This window comes from Leptospira harrisiae (genome assembly GCF_002811945.1).
Taxonomy (GTDB): domain Bacteria; phylum Spirochaetota; class Leptospiria; order Leptospirales; family Leptospiraceae; genus Leptospira_A; species Leptospira_A harrisiae.
Window position 1 is genome coordinate 144,045 of sequence record NZ_NPDX01000005.1, and the last position, 16,669, is coordinate 160,713.

17 protein-coding genes are annotated in these 16,669 nt (G+C 36.4%); 6 read left to right on the plus strand and 11 right to left on the minus strand.

Translation table 11 applies throughout. From position 1 onward, the window contains the following. The first annotated feature begins 97 nt into the window (after nt 1-97). A complete protein-coding gene (locus CH364_RS15465) occupies nt 98-751 on the plus strand; it encodes a hypothetical protein (protein ID WP_100743613.1) in 654 nt (217 codons plus the stop codon). A gap of 3 nt (nt 752-754) precedes the next feature. Here CH364_RS15465 and CH364_RS15470 read toward each other — a convergent pair whose 3' ends face one another. Continuing rightward, entirely contained in the window at nt 755-1,366 is a 612-nt protein-coding gene (locus tag CH364_RS15470; RefSeq protein WP_100744702.1) for a hypothetical protein, read from the minus strand. Between the two features lie 94 nt (nt 1,367-1,460). Here CH364_RS15470 and CH364_RS15475 point away from each other — a divergent pair, with 94 nt between their 5' ends. Continuing rightward, complete coding sequence (locus tag CH364_RS15475; RefSeq protein WP_100743612.1) at nt 1,461-2,729, plus strand: formylglycine-generating enzyme family protein; 1,269 nt, start codon at nt 1,461-1,463, stop codon at nt 2,727-2,729. A 1-nt stretch (nt 2,730) separates the two neighbouring features. Here CH364_RS15475 and CH364_RS15480 read toward each other — a convergent pair whose 3' ends face one another. The 3 genes from CH364_RS15480 to CH364_RS15490 are packed head-to-tail and all read right to left on the minus strand — an operon-like array spanning nt 2,731 to nt 6,249. Continuing rightward, nucleotides 2,731-3,192 (minus strand): MarR family winged helix-turn-helix transcriptional regulator, encoded by a 462-nt coding sequence (locus CH364_RS15480; RefSeq protein WP_100743611.1) that lies wholly within the window; start codon nt 3,190-3,192, stop codon nt 2,731-2,733. Between the two features lie 37 nt (nt 3,193-3,229). Then, a complete protein-coding gene (locus CH364_RS15485; protein ID WP_100743610.1) occupies nt 3,230-4,816 on the minus strand; it encodes a phytoene desaturase family protein in 1,587 nt (528 codons plus the stop codon). Next, complete coding sequence (locus CH364_RS15490; RefSeq protein WP_100744701.1) at nt 4,816-6,249, minus strand: DUF4139 domain-containing protein; 1,434 nt, start codon at nt 6,247-6,249, stop codon at nt 4,816-4,818. The genes CH364_RS15485 and CH364_RS15490 overlap by 1 nt, the downstream gene beginning before the upstream one ends. A 92-nt stretch (nt 6,250-6,341) precedes the next feature. Here CH364_RS15490 and mtnP point away from each other — a divergent pair, with 92 nt between their 5' ends. Continuing rightward, nucleotides 6,342-7,205, plus strand: a complete 864-nt coding sequence (mtnP, locus tag CH364_RS15495) for an S-methyl-5'-thioadenosine phosphorylase (RefSeq protein ID WP_100743609.1) — start codon at nt 6,342-6,344, stop codon at nt 7,203-7,205. Here mtnP and CH364_RS15500 read toward each other — a convergent pair. Both CH364_RS15500 and galK read right to left on the minus strand, forming a co-directional pair. Then, complete coding sequence (locus tag CH364_RS15500) at nt 7,202-7,594, minus strand: STAS domain-containing protein (RefSeq protein WP_100743608.1); 393 nt, start codon at nt 7,592-7,594, stop codon at nt 7,202-7,204. The two genes, mtnP and CH364_RS15500, sit on opposite strands and share 4 nt — an antisense overlap. Further along, nucleotides 7,591-8,760, minus strand: a complete 1,170-nt coding sequence (galK, locus tag CH364_RS15505) for a galactokinase (RefSeq protein WP_100743607.1) — start codon at nt 8,758-8,760, stop codon at nt 7,591-7,593. Before galK ends, CH364_RS15500 begins: the two co-directional genes overlap by 4 nt. 44 nt (nt 8,761-8,804) lie before the next feature. Here galK and CH364_RS15510 point away from each other — a divergent pair, with 44 nt between their 5' ends. Next, nucleotides 8,805-10,151 (plus strand): glucose-6-phosphate isomerase, encoded by a 1,347-nt coding sequence (locus CH364_RS15510; protein ID WP_100744700.1) that lies wholly within the window; start codon nt 8,805-8,807, stop codon nt 10,149-10,151. Here CH364_RS15510 and CH364_RS15515 read toward each other — a convergent pair. Genes CH364_RS15515 through CH364_RS15530 form a run of 4 tightly spaced genes read right to left on the minus strand, consistent with a single transcriptional unit; the run spans nt 10,134 to nt 15,139 of the window. Then, nucleotides 10,134-10,856: an NTP transferase domain-containing protein gene (locus CH364_RS15515; RefSeq protein ID WP_100743606.1), complete on the minus strand. Its 723-nt coding sequence runs from the start codon at nt 10,854-10,856 to the stop codon at nt 10,134-10,136. The genes CH364_RS15510 and CH364_RS15515 overlap by 18 nt on opposite strands. Next, entirely contained in the window at nt 10,853-11,836 is a 984-nt protein-coding gene (locus CH364_RS15520) for a phosphotransferase (RefSeq protein WP_100743605.1), read from the minus strand. The genes CH364_RS15515 and CH364_RS15520 overlap by 4 nt, the downstream gene beginning before the upstream one ends. 8 nt (nt 11,837-11,844) lie before the next feature. Further along, nucleotides 11,845-13,356 carry a hybrid sensor histidine kinase/response regulator gene (locus CH364_RS15525; protein WP_100744699.1) on the minus strand — a complete coding sequence of 504 codons (1,512 nt, stop codon included), beginning with the start codon at nt 13,354-13,356 and terminating at the stop codon, nt 11,845-11,847. Continuing rightward, complete coding sequence (locus tag CH364_RS15530) at nt 13,349-15,139, minus strand: two-component system sensor histidine kinase NtrB (protein ID WP_100743604.1); 1,791 nt, start codon at nt 15,137-15,139, stop codon at nt 13,349-13,351. The genes CH364_RS15525 and CH364_RS15530 overlap by 8 nt, the downstream gene beginning before the upstream one ends. 61 nt (nt 15,140-15,200) lie before the next feature. On the opposite strand from CH364_RS15530, the gene CH364_RS15535 reads away from it, so the two are divergent. Continuing rightward, nucleotides 15,201-16,010 (plus strand): alpha/beta fold hydrolase, encoded by an 810-nt coding sequence (locus CH364_RS15535; RefSeq protein WP_100743603.1) that lies wholly within the window; start codon nt 15,201-15,203, stop codon nt 16,008-16,010. Here CH364_RS15535 and CH364_RS15540 read toward each other — a convergent pair whose 3' ends face one another. Next, a complete protein-coding gene (locus CH364_RS15540) occupies nt 16,011-16,244 on the minus strand; it encodes a ferredoxin (RefSeq protein ID WP_100743602.1) in 234 nt (77 codons plus the stop codon). Between the two features lie 49 nt (nt 16,245-16,293). Here CH364_RS15540 and CH364_RS15545 point away from each other — a divergent pair, with 49 nt between their 5' ends. Beyond that, nucleotides 16,294-16,659 carry a response regulator gene (locus tag CH364_RS15545; RefSeq protein ID WP_100743601.1) on the plus strand — a complete coding sequence of 122 codons (366 nt, stop codon included), beginning with the start codon at nt 16,294-16,296 and terminating at the stop codon, nt 16,657-16,659. Nucleotides 16,660-16,669 lie beyond the last annotated feature (10 nt).

The window sequence follows — 16,669 nt, forward strand, 5'->3', positions numbered from 1 at the left end:
TTTAAAAAAAAACAAATTTGAGAAGAAGTTCTTCAGCTTTTTTTGTTTTTATGTGATAACTATAATTAGAATTGTCTCGGCAATAAGGATTATCATTATGGCAACGAAAAAATCATCATCTGCCGCTAAGAAGAAGGCTGTTAAAAAAGCGGCTAAGAAAACAAATACGGTTAAGAAACAATCTACAAGAAACGAAAGTGCATCACTTTTCAGAAACGATGAGTCCGCGCAAGTTTCCCTTCAATCCCCGGTGTCTCATTCCGAAGGATCTTCTCAAACAAAAGAATCAGGAAATGGAGTGTATCTATTTTTGGTTCTTGCCGGTGTACTCGCGATCGGGTACTTAGGATACGTAAAATATTTCAAAACAAAAGCACCTGCTCCAGTGGCAACTGCTTCTGTTCCAGCGGATGCACAAACCAAACCAGTTGCTGCAGAACCTGAGAAAAAAGTAGAAGAGTCTCCTGCACCTGCAGAAGAATCGACAGCAGGGTTTCTCGTGGACAAAGTAGCATCTAAAAAATGGTCAGAAGCAGCTACGTATTGTAAATCAGTAGGTGGAGTGGTTCCTTCTAAAGAAGATCTCGTAAAATTTGCAGCAACTGCGCCAAAAGAGATTAAATCTAGCGAAGAGAAATATTGGACCAAAACTGAAGTGGATAAGAAGTCTGGTTTGGCTTACCGTTTTTCAAATGGAAAAGCACCAAAAGTGGACAAAGCTACTTCTCTAAAAGTTCTTTGTAAAAACTAATCTCTAACGAGAGTTCGATTGGATCGGGGCTAGAATTTCTTTTCTGATTTTGTCAGCAAGATCAGAAGAAGCAAACATCTTCCCCGATGCATCAGTTAAATAAAAACTATCTTTTGCCCGGCCTGTTTCAAAGTCCGTTTCAATGGTTGCACTACGAATGTTAATTTGGTTTTGCATTAAAATGCGAGATACATAATACAACAAACCTCGTCCGGCACTACTTTCCAAATACAAACAAGTTTCGCTCCTTTCTGGCAGATCACTAAAAATGAATTCTGGAGTTTCACGAAAGAAGGTGGCAATGGCAGGTTCTTGGATTTGTAATTTCTCCAAAATTTCTTCAAACTTTGTATTTTTAGAAAATAAGGAATCCATCATCATCCCTAGTTTGAATGCGGCTTGGGTGGTATCCCCGCCATCTGCTTGTAAAATGAACGAATCGATTGTAAATTCTCTGCCTTTCTCAATAACTGTACTAAGTTCGCCGGAAAGGATGTCCATTTTAAGTGCATAAATGATCGTAGCGATTCGGTGAAAGGTACCGATCTGGGTAGAATCTGTTTTAAGGGAAATAAGGATATTTTCCTTCTCTCGTTTGTACTGAAACTCGATCAATGTGGTATTTCCCTTTCCCACAGATTGTATACACGCACAGGAAATTTCAATCAAAAGGTTTCTGCAAAATAGGCCGATGATGATAAAAGACAGCATGAAGAACTTGTTAATGATTCTATTCGTTTGGGGAATTGTGACCTCACCCCTTGTTTCACAAGAGGATACTTCGGAAGAATCTCCTTTTGCATCGACAAAAAGAAAAGTCCAACTTTGGAAAGGTGAAGTTGTCGGTGTTTATAAAAATAGACTTTGGATCAAAGTTCGGATTTATCGCAATCAACGCATTTCCAAACTATCTCTCGCAGAAATTAAATCTTTATTTGCTGAAACAAAAGAATTTCCTGTATATCAAAAACTGACAGACCTAAAACAAGGGGTTCTCGTAGTTCGCGATACCGTCTGGGAAGAAAAACATATTAATAAAAAAAATCAATTCATTGAAGTGGTATTGGTAGGTGATTATAAACCTGATCTAAGTTCAAAAATGAAAGAGATCACAACAGATGCCTACATCTCCAGTTATATTGAAGAAGATTTTTTTACGGAACCAGATGCATTTTTTAAAGGAAGATTTACTCCTCCCAGAAAAACAGTCTTTCATCCCAAGGATAGAAAAGAAATGGTTCTTGTGACCAGGGGTCTTTTGTTATACGGCCAAGGGACAGATCCTTCCTCTGAAAGTTTTAATCCTTATTTTTTAGAACCAAAACCATCGAACTTGAAAGAGATTCCCTCCTTTTATATTGATAAGTATGAAGTCACCAATGCGGAATATGCATACTTCTTAAAACAAACCAATACTCCAAGTCCTCCTCATTGGATTGGGGGAAAATATCCAGAAGGGGAAGGCGATTTTCCAGTAATCCATCTTACTTATAGAGATGTGGAACGTTACGCGAGCTGGGTTGGAAAACGAATTCCTACTGAGTGGGAATGGGAAAAAGCGGCTCGTGGACCAGGTGTGATTGAATTTACCAATAGAGATGAAACCTTAGGTTATCAAATCATTGCCACCAAATATCCATTTGGTGACGAATACGATTCTTTATATTGTAATACAAGAGAATCAAAAATAGGAAAGGCTCAATCGGTATTGGACTTATCAACCGAAGGGGCAAGCCCATATGGCGCAATTGGTATGTGCGGTAATGCAGCAGAATGGACTTCCAGTGATTACCAATTGTATCCTGGACATCATATTAAGAACTTTTCTTTTGGAAAAATGTATAAAGTGATTCGCGGTGGTTCCTATTCAGATTCCGCAAAAAATTCGACTGCAACAGCCAGATCTTATGGTGGGATTCCCAACCTATCTGAAGATAGGCGAGCGGGATTTCGATTGGTAATGGACTACCGAGATTAAATTATTTGCAGATGACGTCGGTTTTTTTGCCGAGCTTTTTACAAATCTTTCCAAGGACTTCTTGTTCTTCTGGCGATAAAACAGCAAACTCAGAAGTAATTCGTTTTACATGGTCGGGAAAAACTTGTTCTATAAGTTTTTTTCCATCGTTAGTTAGGTGGACAGAAATAAACCTTCTGTCTTCCACACCACGCACACGTTCAACGAGACTTCTTTTTTCCAGGTTATCAATCACAAGGGTGATGTTTCCTGTACTCTTTAAAATTTTATCCCCAAGTTCTTTTTGGCAAAGTGGCCCCAAATGGTACAAGGTCTCCAAAACTCCAAACTGACTTTCTGAAATATTCCACTTGGTAAATTCAGAAATGAGTCGAGATGATAGAGATTCGGCAGCACGTTTTAATTTAATAAACGCATCGAGTGCCTGTACTTCTTTTTTTGAGCCTTTGAATTTTGTTCCCATTAATTTAATATCAAACTATCAAATCTTAAACCAATTGTCAACTGGTTTCTTGGCTCTTTTGGAAAAGTTCCTTCATGAGCCGGAGAGTTCCAGTAAGCCCCAAAACCACAGAGGAGGCTGCTACTCCGCCCATTAAGGCACCGGCCACCCCAGGTGAGCAGGCATCCGCACCCGTTAGGTAAAGATTTTTGATCGTTGTCCTCACACCTAACCATTCTTGTTTGAAGCGTTCCGGTGTACAGGAAAGTCCATAAATCGATCCTTCTTTATGTCCTGTAAAAAATTCAGTTGTTATGGGTGTGGAGAGTTCTGTGAATTCGATTAAGTCACGGAAACCAGGAAATCGTTTTTCTAAAAATTCTAACATTCCTTCTGTGATGGTTTCTTTGAGTTGGCTGTATTCTTCTCCCCGTTTTTTCCAAGGTTCGTCCTTCCATTTGGCAAATAGCGAGTAGTCGGCAAAACTAATCGCCTCGGCAGTGTGGCCTTCTGCCTCTGGATTTTTTAAAGAAGGAAAGGAAAGATACATCATGGGAGGTTTTCCCTCCGTCAAATCATTTCGTTTCGCATAACTAGCGTCATGGTTAATGTCAGGGAAGATCCAATGGTTTTCGCCATGAAATCCGAGTTTTGTAGGAGACTCTTTAAAACCGATATAAAGTGTGATGGATGTGGTTCCTTGAGTGCTAAGAGATTCCAAAGGTTTTTGAAAAGATACAGAATGTTCTTTTGGTAATAGTTTGTTGTAGGTTGTGTAAGCGCCTGCATCCGAAACAATCACATCAGCAAAAAATTCCTGTTCTGAAAAAGTTTTTCCTTTTTGAACTTCTACTTTCACACCGACAGCTTTGTCTCCTTCAAGAAGGATTTCTTTAACTGTATGTAGAATTTTTAAACTTCCTCCGTTTTCTTCCACAATGGGTTCAATGGATTCGACAATTTTGGAAGAACCACCAATAGGAAAATAACCACCGTTAAAGTAATGGGCTACAATCATGGAATGGATGGCAAAGGAGGATGTGGCAGGGGGAAGGCCGTAATCACCCCACTGCGAACAAAGAAGGGCCCTTAAGTTTTCATCCTGAATATGTGTTTCCATATATTCTTTGGTGGTGATGTAAGGTGTAGAAATGTGGTTTAGGTTTAAAAACTTTGCGGCCTTTTCAAATACGGATGGTAACGCTTTGAGAGTAAAATGCCTTCCAAACCATTGGGTAAAGGTTTCGACATCCCGAAAGTATCTATCAATGGCCTCGGATTCTAGAGGAAACTTAAGTTTTAAGTCCGATACACATTTTTCTTTTTCTCCATACACAGGAAAACTAAAATCAGGGTAATCAAATACTTCAAAGGGTTCTTGCATCTTCTGCCATTGTACGCCTCTTCTTGTGATGGAATCAAAAAGAGTTCGTAACATGGAGCCCTTAGCAAGATCTCCAATGTAGTGAATTCCCACATCCCATTCAAACTTTCCGAGTCTTTTGAAAGTATGAGTAAAACCGCCTAACTTAAAATGACGTTCTAAAACGAGTACTTTCTTTTTGGCAACTTGAGAAAGGATAGAGGCAGCCGTGAGGCCACCAATACCAGAACCAATAATGATTACGTCATATTTATTTTCCATTAGTGGTACTTAGTCTCTACAGTGTATTCAACGGTCACAGTTTCGTTTGCTTTTAAAGGCACATCTGTATAAGCTCTTGTTGCAGATTCTTTTGTAAATTTATGAGAAGATTTTGTGATGGTCCAATCTCCCCAAAGGCTAGCGTAAAACCTGACTTCGATTTCTTCTTTTTTTCTGTTTCGAATTTCTGCAGAGAAAGTTGATTTGTCTCCACGAGAAAGTTTGAAAACTTCACTCGAAAGTCGTTTGCCATTAGCCACTACATCAAAGGCTTGGCCTGTTTTGATTTTTACTTCTTCATTTTCAGGTGTATGGTCGATGGTATCTTCACCTAGAAGTTGTTGTCTTCCTTTGGAATCCGCTTTGAAAACTCGAATGGTTCCTTGTGGGAGGGGACGACCTAAATTGTTTTTCTTCGCATTTTTAAAGATGTATTTGATAGTTGCGTTATTGAAATTCTTTTCATTTCCCTCATACATTGGTAAGTTTTCAAAAACAAAAAACTTTTTGATTTCAATTCCTTCCGATTGAAATAACTGAACTTGTTTGGTTTGATTGTAACCAATATTTGTTGGTTGGTCTAAAGTATACAAATAATACTCGGACAAATTTTCCTGGTTGAATTCAGGTGCTGCCGCAGATTCATCATATTCCTTTCGCATTGTATTTTTGACTGCGCGAGGTTGCATTGCATAGGTGTTCGTTTGGTTGGAGATTAAATTAACCTTTCCGGCAACAAGTTGCAATGTTGCATTTTTAAACTCAGCGCCAGAGTTATTATTCAAAGTAACCCAAGAATTCAAACCACAGATATTTTCCTCTTTATCCAAAACGAGGATATAATCGGCAGACCAACCAAGTCCATTCGTTTGGTAAGAAACTTCTAATGTTTGTTCCTTTTCTAAATCGTTCTTTAATTTCCAAACAAGAGTAGGTTTCGCAAAAAGATTTTCAGGAATGGTAGGAACTGTCACTCTTCCGTTGTATCCAAGAGAAATTTCATCGCCAATTTTATACACTGGGTTTCCATTGTTTGAGATTAACGTTGCTTTGACGGATGTGGTTTTTTCTTTGGTTTCATTGTAAAGCGTAACTTCCTTTCCAATGTATTTGTCCATCAAACGTTCAGGAGAAATTAAATCGTATTCATAGTTTTGTTCAAAGACGGTAAGTTTTTTTGGATCCTCTCCTTTCACTCTTACGGTTTGTGGGATGATTTGAGAAGGAACATCTTCGAAACGCAATGTACGAATTCCTTTCGATAAATTTAAAAGACGAGTTTCCCGAACAAGACCAATGCCTCCATTGTAAATGGTAACACTGACAGATTTTCGATCAGATTGTGTAGACATATCAAATGCGGAATCTGAGGTGATCCCGGCTGTAAAGATCAGGAGTGTTAGTGTGGTGAAGCGTAATATTTTGGATTTCATGTATTCTCCCATGAGCATTCTACAGTCTTCGAATGTAAAAAACGAATGCAACCAAAATCGTTGGGGGAAAACTGCACTTTAAGAGGATTCAAATGGCAAATGTAGTGAAAATCGGGGTCATTGGTGGAACTGGCCTATATTCAATTGATGGAATGGAAATTATCAAAGAAATCCATCCTGATACACCTTGGGGCAAACCATCGGACACGATCACCATTGGTCGGTTCAAAGGAAAAGAAATTGCATTTTTGCCAAGACACGGTAAAGGGCATTTTTTAAATCCAAGCGAAGTTCCGGCCCGAGCCAATATAGCCGCATTAAAACAGTTAGGCGTAGAAGAAATCATTGCATTTAGTTCTGTGGGAAGTTTACGCCAAGAAATTGCTCCTAGAGATTTTGTGATTCCTTCACAAATCATTGACCGAACTAAAGCAAGACATGCTACCTTTTTTGAAAATGGAATGGTGGCACATGCTCCCTTTGCGGATCCTTTTTCAGCAGGCCTCGGTAAAAAAGTTGAAGAAGCTGCAAAACAAATAGGTCTTCCGATACATTCCAATAAAACACTCATTTGTATGGAAGGGCCTTTATTTTCTACAAGAGCCGAATCTCATATGTACAGATCTTGGGGAGCTGATATCATCAATATGACAGTGCTTCCAGAGGCAAAACTTGCTAGAGAGGCAGAGATCCTTTACCAAATGGTTTGTATGTCTACAGACTATGATTGTTGGAAAGAAGATGAAGCACATGTCACATTGGAAATGGTTCTCGCAAACTTGAGTACGAATGCAGATACAGCGAAGAAGTTACTATCAGCTCTCATTGACCTTCTAGGAAAATCGGATGATACAAGTCTTGTGGGAAGCACAAAGTTTTCTCTTGTCACGGCTCCTGAAAAAAGAAACCAGGAACAAATAAATAAATTAAAATTTCTTTTTCCAACTTACTTCTAGTCGGATTTAATAGCTTGTTCCAAAGTCGGATAGATTTGGAGCAGGCTCCTAAGTTTTGTTAGTTCTAAAACATATCTTACTTTTTCAGATGGGGAAATGATTCGAATATAACCTTTTTGTTTCATCAGTCTGGAATGAATTCCCAAACAAACTCCGAGTCCAGAACTATCAATATAACTCACTTGTTCAAAGTTTAAGAAGATGTGATTGATTCCTTTGGAGATAAGAATTTCCAAATTTTCTTTCATAACCTGGGAATTGTATAAGTTGATTTCGCCAGACAATTCAAAGTAAACTGCAGTTTCAGGGAGGGGGACAAATCTCTGTTGGAGGACTTCCATTTTGAAATCTCCACTTTCAACTGTGTAATCACTCCAGTTTTCGATCATATCAAAACTTCCTTTACCCCGTCTGAAATTTGAAACTTGTAGAAGTCTATTGCAACGTTAAATTTTTGTTGATAACTTTTTTTCAAAACTTCTTCTATTTTAGAAAAATGGTCTTTAGTATCTAGTACGAGTACGCATCCTCCGAAACCACCACCAATCATTCTCGCACCAGTGACGCCCAGACTCTGCAAAGAATCAACAATGAAATCTATTTCGGAGCAAGAGACTTCAAATTCTTTAGATAAAGACCAATGGGTTTGGAAAAGTGCAGACCCAACATCTTTAAAATTACCAGATTCTAAACCATTGACGACTATTTTAGTTCTTTCTCGTTCAGAAGTGACATGATTCGTTCTTTTCCGCTCTTCATTTGTTAGGTGACAGTTTTCTAATTCTTTTTCTGTAAGATTGACATCATATAATTGTGTAAAATTTGGATACTTTGCTTTAATTTTTACCAACGCAGACTCACATTCTGACCTACGTTGATTATAAGCACTGTCTTTCAGACTATGTTTTACTTTTGAATTGATTAGATAGAATTCATAATTTCCTAAATCAAAATGGTGGTAAGTGTATTTTAGAGTTTCAGTATTTAAAGAAATACAATCATCCTTTTTGCCTACTGCAATGATGAATTGATCCATAATTCCGCATTTGGTTCCTACAAAATTGTTCTCAGCTCTCTGCCCAATAAGAGCAATTTCTTCACGAGAAAGATGCAATCCAAAGGACTCTTTGATCGCATAACCGGTAACCACTTCAAATGCAGCCGAAGAAGAAAGCCCAGACCCTTGTGGAATATTTCCATCGACCAATAGGTCAAATCCAGGAACAGTATCGCCTAGTCTTTCGATTTCAAAAATGACACCGGCAATATAGTCTACCCATGGAGATTTTGGATTCGGTGATAATGGTTTTTTGAGTTCTACTGTTTCATTATAGGAAACCGAATGCAACCGATAGTTTTGAGATTCATTGGGTCGCAAATACACTTGGACAAAGAAGTCAATCGCTGCTGGAAGAACAGTTCCACCCAAATAATCAACGTGTTCTCCAATTATATTGATTCTAGCGGGTGCCTGAAACAAACGAGGCATTTGATTTGTTTTTCCAAATATTGATTCAAATTGATTCAAATTTTCTTTACTTCTTAAAGAATCCACTTCATCTTCCTTTCGATGCTATACTTTATTCAAGGACTGGTGCTATGTCGAACTTAAAAATTTCGGATAGATTTGCGAAATCTTTTCTGACTGAAAATCTGATTCAAAACGAATTGGAAAAGGCGGAAAAAGCGCGCCAAACCTTACTTCAAAAAACAGGACCAGGAAATGAGTTTTTAGGTTGGGTTGATCTACCTGGAAAAATTAGTGGAGATGAACTCCAAAAGATACGTGTGGCTGCTGAAACCATACAATCACATTCACAATATTTGATAGTAGTAGGGATTGGTGGGAGTTACTTGGGGGCGAGGGCCGTGATCGAAGCTTTAACGCCAGAATTCAGCACACCAGAAACACAAAAAAAATCAGTTAAAATTATTTATGCCGGACATCATTTGGATGCAGATTATCATTCTCGACTTTTGGCATTTCTTGAAAACAAAGAGTTTTCAGTAAATGTAATTTCAAAATCTGGTACGACAACGGAACCGGCTATCGCCTTTCGACTATTACTTTCTCTACTGGAACGTAAGTATGGAAGAGAAAAAGTCAAAAAAAGAGTTTTTGCGACAACTGACAAAGAAAAGGGAGCCTTAAAACAATTAGCGGATGAATACGGATTTCCAACGTTTGTAATTCCTGATGATGTAGGTGGTCGGTATTCTGTTTTTACACCTGTCGGATTATTACCAATTGCAGCGGCAGGGTTTAGCATCAACAAACTCATTGATGGTGCAAAACAAATGGAAGTAGAATTAAAATCCAAATCCGCCGCCGACGGAAATATTGCTACTGTCTATGCTGCAATACGAAATGCTCTCTATGCCAAAGAGAAAAAAACAGAAATTTTAGTAAGTTATACTCCCGCATTAGGCTTTTTATCTGAGTGGTGGAAACAGTTGTTTGGCGAAAGTGAAGGAAAAAGAGGAAAAGGAATTTTCCCTGCATCGGTTCAATTCACAACAGACCTACATTCGATGGGTCAATACATTCAAGATGGAGAACGACATTTGATGGAAACTGTAATCAAAGTGGAAACTCCAAAACAAGATGTGTATTTGACAGAAAAACAGGATGATCGAGATGGTTTAAATTATTTAGCAGGAAAAAAACTATCGGAGGTAAATCAAAGTGCAATGTTAGGAACATTGATTGCCCATAGAGATGGCGGAGTGCCTTGTTTAGAAATCACATTGCCAGTGTTAAGTGAAGAAATAGTTGGAGAATTATTATATTTCTTTGAATTTGCTTGCGGTGTTTCTGGTTATATGTTAGGTGTAAATCCTTTTGACCAACCTGGTGTAGAAGATTATAAAAACAACATGTTTGCTTTATTAGGTAAAAAAGGATTTGAAAAAAGAAAAGAGGAAATTCTAAGCCACATAAGATGAGTTGATGAAGGATTGAATTTTCAAAAGTTCAGATCCAAATATATCTTTTGTGATGTAAGCATCCCAAAGTTCTTTTGTTCCTAAATCAAGAACCGTACCGGAGAAAATCTCTCCGGTAATTTCTCCTCTATTTGCAGATTCCTTAAAAATATCCGATAAATCATAGTATTTGTTTTTCTCCAAATGAATAAGGCAGTTTGGATTAAGTAAAGCTAGTCCAATGTAATAATTCGATCCTTCTCCAAAAGTTAGTTTCCCATTTTCTCCTATATTGATTTTCGTATAATTTTGATTAGGAGGAATTGGAAGTAAATATAAATGAATTTTTGAAAAAGGTGTTAAATCCTTTTTGGGTACAAAGTTTGGAGTTGGAAAAAACAAAGTGTCTGGATTGATTAATAGTATCGGTTCGTTAAAAAAAATTTCAGGTAATCCTGTTCGAATTCCACCTGCAGTACCAAGGATTTCTTTTTTTTCTTCTAAAACTTCAATGGGAAATTGAGTAAAGTTTTGAAGATGGGATTTGATTTGGTCACCTAAATAATGTGTGTTGATCCAAACTTTTGAAGTATTCCATTTTTTCAAAAGATACAAACTATAATCAAGAAGGGAAATACCTTGAATTTTTAATAGAGGTTTCGGACAACCTTCGGTGAGTATTCCCATACGTTTCCCAAACCCTGCCGCTAAAACAAACGCATTCATAAATTTTTGAAATCCTTGTGTCGACCAAGTTCTTCACGTAAACTTCTTACAAAAATATATAATGAATCGGCAAACATTCCTAATTGAATGATTTCTTCCAATTGGTTTAAACATGAGATGATTGATGGTTTAAATTTATTTTTTCCATGATCTGTTACCATTCGGAAATAGGTTCCTAAAGCCTTAAAGGACCTTTGTAATGCCTGTAAATAAAAGGTATCGTTGAATTTTTTGGATTGGTCGATATTTCGTTTTTGAAATGATTTTAACATTAAGGTTCGAAAATCTCTAGGCAGTGGGTAATATGCATCATATAAGATGGAAACTAAATCGTATTGGGGAACACCCATTCTAGCATCCTGGAAATCAATTAACGCATAATCAGAGTTTGGCGAAATTAAAATATTTCTACAGTGAAAATCTCTGTGAGTAAAAACATTAATAGGGTATTTGTTTAAATAACCTACAGTTTCTTCAATAAACGCTTTCCCTTCATTGGAAATTTCAGTTTTGATTTGAAATAACTTTTTAAATCCTTCAAATTTTTCCAAAGTTAAATTAGTTTCAAAACTCAGTTTTTCAGTATCAAATTTCCGATTTTTAACAAGAGAAGGAGGTTCTAAGGATTGGAGTTTAAGAATTAAATCGATTAGAATTGGAAATTTATTTTTATAATCATTGAGAGTGTATGAACTAAAATCGTTCATTCCTTCAAAACTCATAAATGTAAGGCCAAGATCTTTATTTGTATCTTGAACTTTTGGAACATGGATTCCATTTGTATTTAGAAAATCAGAAATTATAACAAAATCTTCATTTACGGTTTCATCGGCACATACCACTTCTTCTTTTCCATTAGAAGTTGAGATTCGAAAGTACCTACGAGTGGATGCTTCTTCCTGTAATGGTTCAATTTTGGAATTTTTACCATAACGAGAGAGAATCAATTCTAATTGTGAGTCATTTAATCCTGGATACACTGAAGCTACTATGTTTCTGAAAGCTTAGGAAAAATAAAATGAAATTTGGATCCTTTGCCTGGCGAAGATTCAATTTCTAATTGAATGTCAAAATTATCTACAATTTGTTTGACTACAAACATTCCGAGTCCAGTTCCTTTTCCTAATTCCTTTGTTGTAAAATACGGTTCGTAGATTTTATCTAAAGTTTCTGGTGACATACCTTCTCCATCATCTGATACAACTAAGTATGAGTATCTTTTGTCCTGGTAGGAACGAATTTCTATCGTACCAATATTGTTGGTAGCATCGGCTGCATTCAATAGGATGTTGGAAAGTAATAATGCAAATTGGTCAGAGTTCATTTGGATAGGAACTTCTTCTGATGTTTCTTCCCATTTGATATGACAATATTTTAACTTTGCTGTTTCCTTAAACATTTGAAGAACAGAAGATATTTCCTTATTCAAATTCAATGTTTTTGATTGTTCATTGTTTGATTTTAATGATTTTCCAAGTTGTAAGAGATTAGATGTTAGCGCTCGTAATTTTTCAGTTTGATTTAAAGTTACTTTTAAGGCACGGTCTTTTAGCATTACATCTGCACTTTCTCTGGAAGCCATCTCTACAAAACCTTGAATCGCCGTGAGAGAATTATTAATTTCATGACCTATGCTAGCGGCAACAACCGATAAAAAAGCCCTTCTTTCGGAATGGATGAGTTGTTCCACCATTGCCTTTTTCTGTGTCACATCTCTAATGACTCCAGTATAATATGTATCTCCATCCAAACTATAAAAACAAATTGCAATATCGGCTAAAAAAGTAGTTTGGTCGGAACGTAATAAAGTTACATCAGATAATTGGAGAGTAGATTTGTTTTCCTCTTCGTTGAGTACCTTTGCAATTTGTTCCATGTATTTTTGCATTTTGCTTTCGGTAAACAGAAGTTTAACGGACTGACCGATGAGTTCCAATGGTGTATGAAAACGAAACATTTCGAAACTAGCTTTATTTGCTGAAACAATCGTTAATTTGGAATCGATTGTGATCACTGCATCGGAAGTAGCATTTAATATTGCAGTGTTTTGTCGGTTTAAATCTAAATTTTGAGTTCTTAATGCCTTTTCCAATTTTTCCGACAATAATAGTTTTTCTAAATCTGAATCTTTTTGATTCTTAACTTCTAATGCTCGTTTTACGACGGAAAGAATCTGAGTTCTATCTACAGGTTTTGAAATATACTCAAAGGCATGATATCGAATTGCTGATTCGGCGGAGGATAGGTTTGGGTTTCCAGTAATGAGAATGACAGGTAAGTTGATTTGTTTTTCTGCGATAAATTTTGTGAAATCAATACCAGACATCCCTGACATTAGAATATCAGAAATTACTGCTGAAAATGTTTCACCAGAAGAAATTCTTTGGATTGCTTCTGCTGCTGATTCAGCAAGTTCAATTTGGTAACCTTCTCGAGATAAAACTCTTTTTAAAGCAACTCGAATGTCTTCTTCATCATCGACGATTAAAATTTTATCCATTGTCATCTGTATGGGCAGGAAGGTATATCTCTACCTTTGTTCCTGTTCCTTCCTTTGTCTTGATATAGATCTCACCGCCATGGTCAGTGATGATTTTTTTAGAAATAGAAAGCCCCAAACCAGTTCCTTGTTTATTTCTTCTTGTTGTGAATAATGGCAAAAAAACTTTTTCTAAAGTATTTTCATCAATACCAGGTCCATTGTCCTCTACTGAAAATACAACCCACTCTTTTTTTTGATTTTTGACTAAATCGATTCCCAATTCAATTTTTGGAAACTGTCTTGCCTGTTCCATCTCGGAAAGAGCATTGATGGAGTTTACCACACAATTGATCAATACTTGTTCAATTTCCTGCCAACGTACAAAAATTCCTGGTAAATTGGGTCCAGCGTGGCGGGTAAAACTGATATTTTTTTTTCGGCAACTTACCTCCACGAGTTCACTTGTTCTTACTAAGATATAATACGGCGATACAAAATCTCGATTGGGACTTTCCATCCTACCTAAATCAAGTAGAGCCTTAACCAAATCTCGAATTCGTAAATTTGCTGATTCAATTTTTTTGAGAATGTTCCTTCGTTCGCTGGGATCTGTTTCGTCGACGGCAATTAAATCATCTAAATATAAAAGTGCACTTTGAAGTGGATTATTAATTTCATGAGCAAGTCCGGCAGCAATTTCTCCGATACTTGCAAATTTCATAGATTCGATGAGTTGGCGGTCCATTCGTTTTGCTTCAGTAATATCAGAAAAAACTAACATAATTTTTTTGTCGTTCGGATCATATCGCCTTACAGGAATAAAGCGAATTTCAAAAGTTCGTTCTTCACCTAAAAGAACATAATCAAATTCTGTGGATTGGGTAATTTGATTTTCAACAACTGCCTTCAAAACATTCATTAGTTTCGATTTCATGGTTTCATCAAAAAAATGAAATATATCTTCTCCTACTTCAAAGGCAAAAACTTGGAATAACAAAAACTTAAAAATTGGCGCAATTTCAAGGATTTTGGCATCTCTATTTACGATTACAAATCCATTATTCATCGTTGCAAAAAATGTTCTTAATTTATCTTCACCATATTTTATGATTCTTTCTGCATTTTGTAATTCAGAAAGATCAAGTAAAAGTAACGTGATTCCATTTGGTTTACCTTGATCTGTTGTGATAAAACTTTGTAGTTGAAAGGTAATCAAATCACCCATTGACAATTGAAATTCTAGAATTTGTTTTGAATTTTGAATTAACAATTCTTTAGTGAAAGTTTCAGATAAGGGAAGAATATCAGATACATGGTAAGTCTGGATTTGGTTTTCTGATAAACGAAAAAAATCAATGAACTTAGGATTGGCATATTTTAAGTTTCCGTTGAGATCAGTTTGGCAAAATGGAATTTCTAGATGACCAATAACTTCAGATTGTTCCTTTGTGAACTCATGATTCCAATGAATTGTTATGGAATAAATTTCTGTATCGGAATCAAAAAAATCTGTTAGCGAGGAAAAATGAACGGAACTAACTATCTTTTCTAAATTTTGTTTTTTTAAAAACCATTTGTATTCACTTTTTGATTGCGGATGAGTATGGATTTCCGAAATTAAAAGTTCATGATCGCAGAAGACATTTTGAATTTCCAAAGAATTCGGATTTTTGATATCCAGTCGTTCTTTTGTAATTTCATCCAGATATAGAATTCGTTTCGATTTAAGATCGACGAAAACCAATCCATTCTGGGAATGGGAAAGTAGCTGCGATAGTCTTTCAATTTTTGAATCTAACATTATGTTTAAATACTTTTACCGAAGCCTTTTTCGAAACTATCAGTCCCAGAGACGTAAATCAATGAAAAATATGGGGGGGATACCCTGTTTCGTTGATATGGGAGGCCATAAAATCTTTTATTGGAAATTTGGAAATGGCAATAAAAAACCAATTGTTTTTTTACATGGTTTGCTTGATGAGAGTTTTGGATTTCGAAGAGTCGTAAAAGAACTGTTAAATGATGGGTATCCGCTTTATGTATTTGATCTGCCTGGATATGGAAAAAGTAAATTACCCTTAGTAAAATATCTTTACCAAATTGATGTTTGGGCAGATTTATTACTCGAATGTTTCCTGAAATTAGAACTGAAAGATATTTGTCTAGTTGGACATTCAATGGGTGGGCTCACATCCCAACATTTGGTTTTACAAGATAATCAAAAAAGAGTCGAAAAACTTATTCTGTTAGCACCAGGCGGAATTCCACATCCTGAACGAGAAAGAATGCGCAAAATTCTTTTCCCAAAAACGGAAAAGCAGGTTATTTTGTTGCTACGATATTTGTATGGAGAGGAATTTCCTGAACCTGGATATTTATTTCGCCATACTCTTGTTACTATTTGGAACGAAAAACCAAATGAATATTTACAAGAAAACACCTTACGTCGGGAAGATGAGATTTTTTTTGATTCGAAAATTAAGGGAATCAAAATTCCAACCTTAATTTTAGCCGGCGCACAAGATGAAATCACTCCGCCGTTTATGATGAAAAAAATTAATTCTTATATTAAAAAAAGTAAATTGGTATGGATTCCAAAAGTTCGACATGCCATACATTTGGAAAAACCAGATGTGGTGGCAAATAATATTAGGATATTCTATAATACTTAATTATTCGCCATCGTCACCAATGGCATCAACGGGGCACATCGCCATTGCAGCTTTTGCTTGTTTTTCTTCGACAGGGTTGGTTGGCTGCTTTTTAAAGAAAATATGGCTTTCGTCGGTATTGTACTGCATTAAACTAGGGGCTTCCTTAATGCAGTCGTTACAGGGAACACAAGTCTGGTCGACATAGTATTTTCCTGGTACATTTTCGGGTTGTTTGCTACTTTTATCTGCCATAGAGTATTTTTACTTTTTAACAGACCCCCCCCTATAAAATAAAGCATATATGACGAAAAAGAACATCCTCATCGTCGAGGATGAACCCTTCCTCGGACTCAATATCAAACAGAAAATCGAATCTTTCGGTTTTCATGTGATTGCGGTCGTACCTTCCGGGGATGAGGCATTCCAAATTGTTTCGGAAAAAGTTCCTGATCTGATTTTGATGGACATCAATTTAGAAGGTTCCTTGGATGGAATAGAGACAGCGGAATCGTTACGAGAGCAGTTTTCCGTACCCGTTTTATTTTTGACAGGATTTTTAGATGATACCGCAAAACACAGAATCAATCAAAATTCATCCTACGCTTATTTAATGAAACCTTTCACTTCCGAACAATTGAAAGAAGCAGTCTCTGGTTTTACAACTTAAGTTTTTTGAA

Coding starts and splice junctions, on each gene's coding strand:
- CH364_RS15525 (WP_100744699.1), bottom strand. CDS start 13,356: ATGGATAAAATTTTAATCGTCGATGATGAAGAAGACATTCGAGTTGCT.
- CH364_RS15510 (WP_100744700.1), top strand. CDS start 8,805: ATGTCGAACTTAAAAATTTCGGATAGATTTGCGAAATCTTTTCTGACT.
- CH364_RS15515 (WP_100743606.1), bottom strand. CDS start 10,856: ATGAATGCGTTTGTTTTAGCGGCAGGGTTTGGGAAACGTATGGGAATA.
- CH364_RS15500 (WP_100743608.1), bottom strand. CDS start 7,594: ATGATCGAAAACTGGAGTGATTACACAGTTGAAAGTGGAGATTTCAAA.
- CH364_RS15530 (WP_100743604.1), bottom strand. CDS start 15,139: ATGTTAGATTCAAAAATTGAAAGACTATCGCAGCTACTTTCCCATTCC.
- CH364_RS15540 (WP_100743602.1), bottom strand. CDS start 16,244: ATGGCAGATAAAAGTAGCAAACAACCCGAAAATGTACCAGGAAAATAC.
- CH364_RS15545 (WP_100743601.1), top strand. CDS start 16,294: ATGACGAAAAAGAACATCCTCATCGTCGAGGATGAACCCTTCCTCGGA.
- CH364_RS15475 (WP_100743612.1), top strand. CDS start 1,461: ATGAAGAACTTGTTAATGATTCTATTCGTTTGGGGAATTGTGACCTCA.
- CH364_RS15480 (WP_100743611.1), bottom strand. CDS start 3,192: ATGGGAACAAAATTCAAAGGCTCAAAAAAAGAAGTACAGGCACTCGAT.
- CH364_RS15465 (WP_100743613.1), top strand. CDS start 98: ATGGCAACGAAAAAATCATCATCTGCCGCTAAGAAGAAGGCTGTTAAA.
- mtnP (WP_100743609.1), top strand. CDS start 6,342: ATGGCAAATGTAGTGAAAATCGGGGTCATTGGTGGAACTGGCCTATAT.
- CH364_RS15535 (WP_100743603.1), top strand. CDS start 15,201: ATGAAAAATATGGGGGGGATACCCTGTTTCGTTGATATGGGAGGCCAT.
- CH364_RS15485 (WP_100743610.1), bottom strand. CDS start 4,816: ATGGAAAATAAATATGACGTAATCATTATTGGTTCTGGTATTGGTGGC.
- CH364_RS15490 (WP_100744701.1), bottom strand. CDS start 6,249: ATGAAATCCAAAATATTACGCTTCACCACACTAACACTCCTGATCTTT.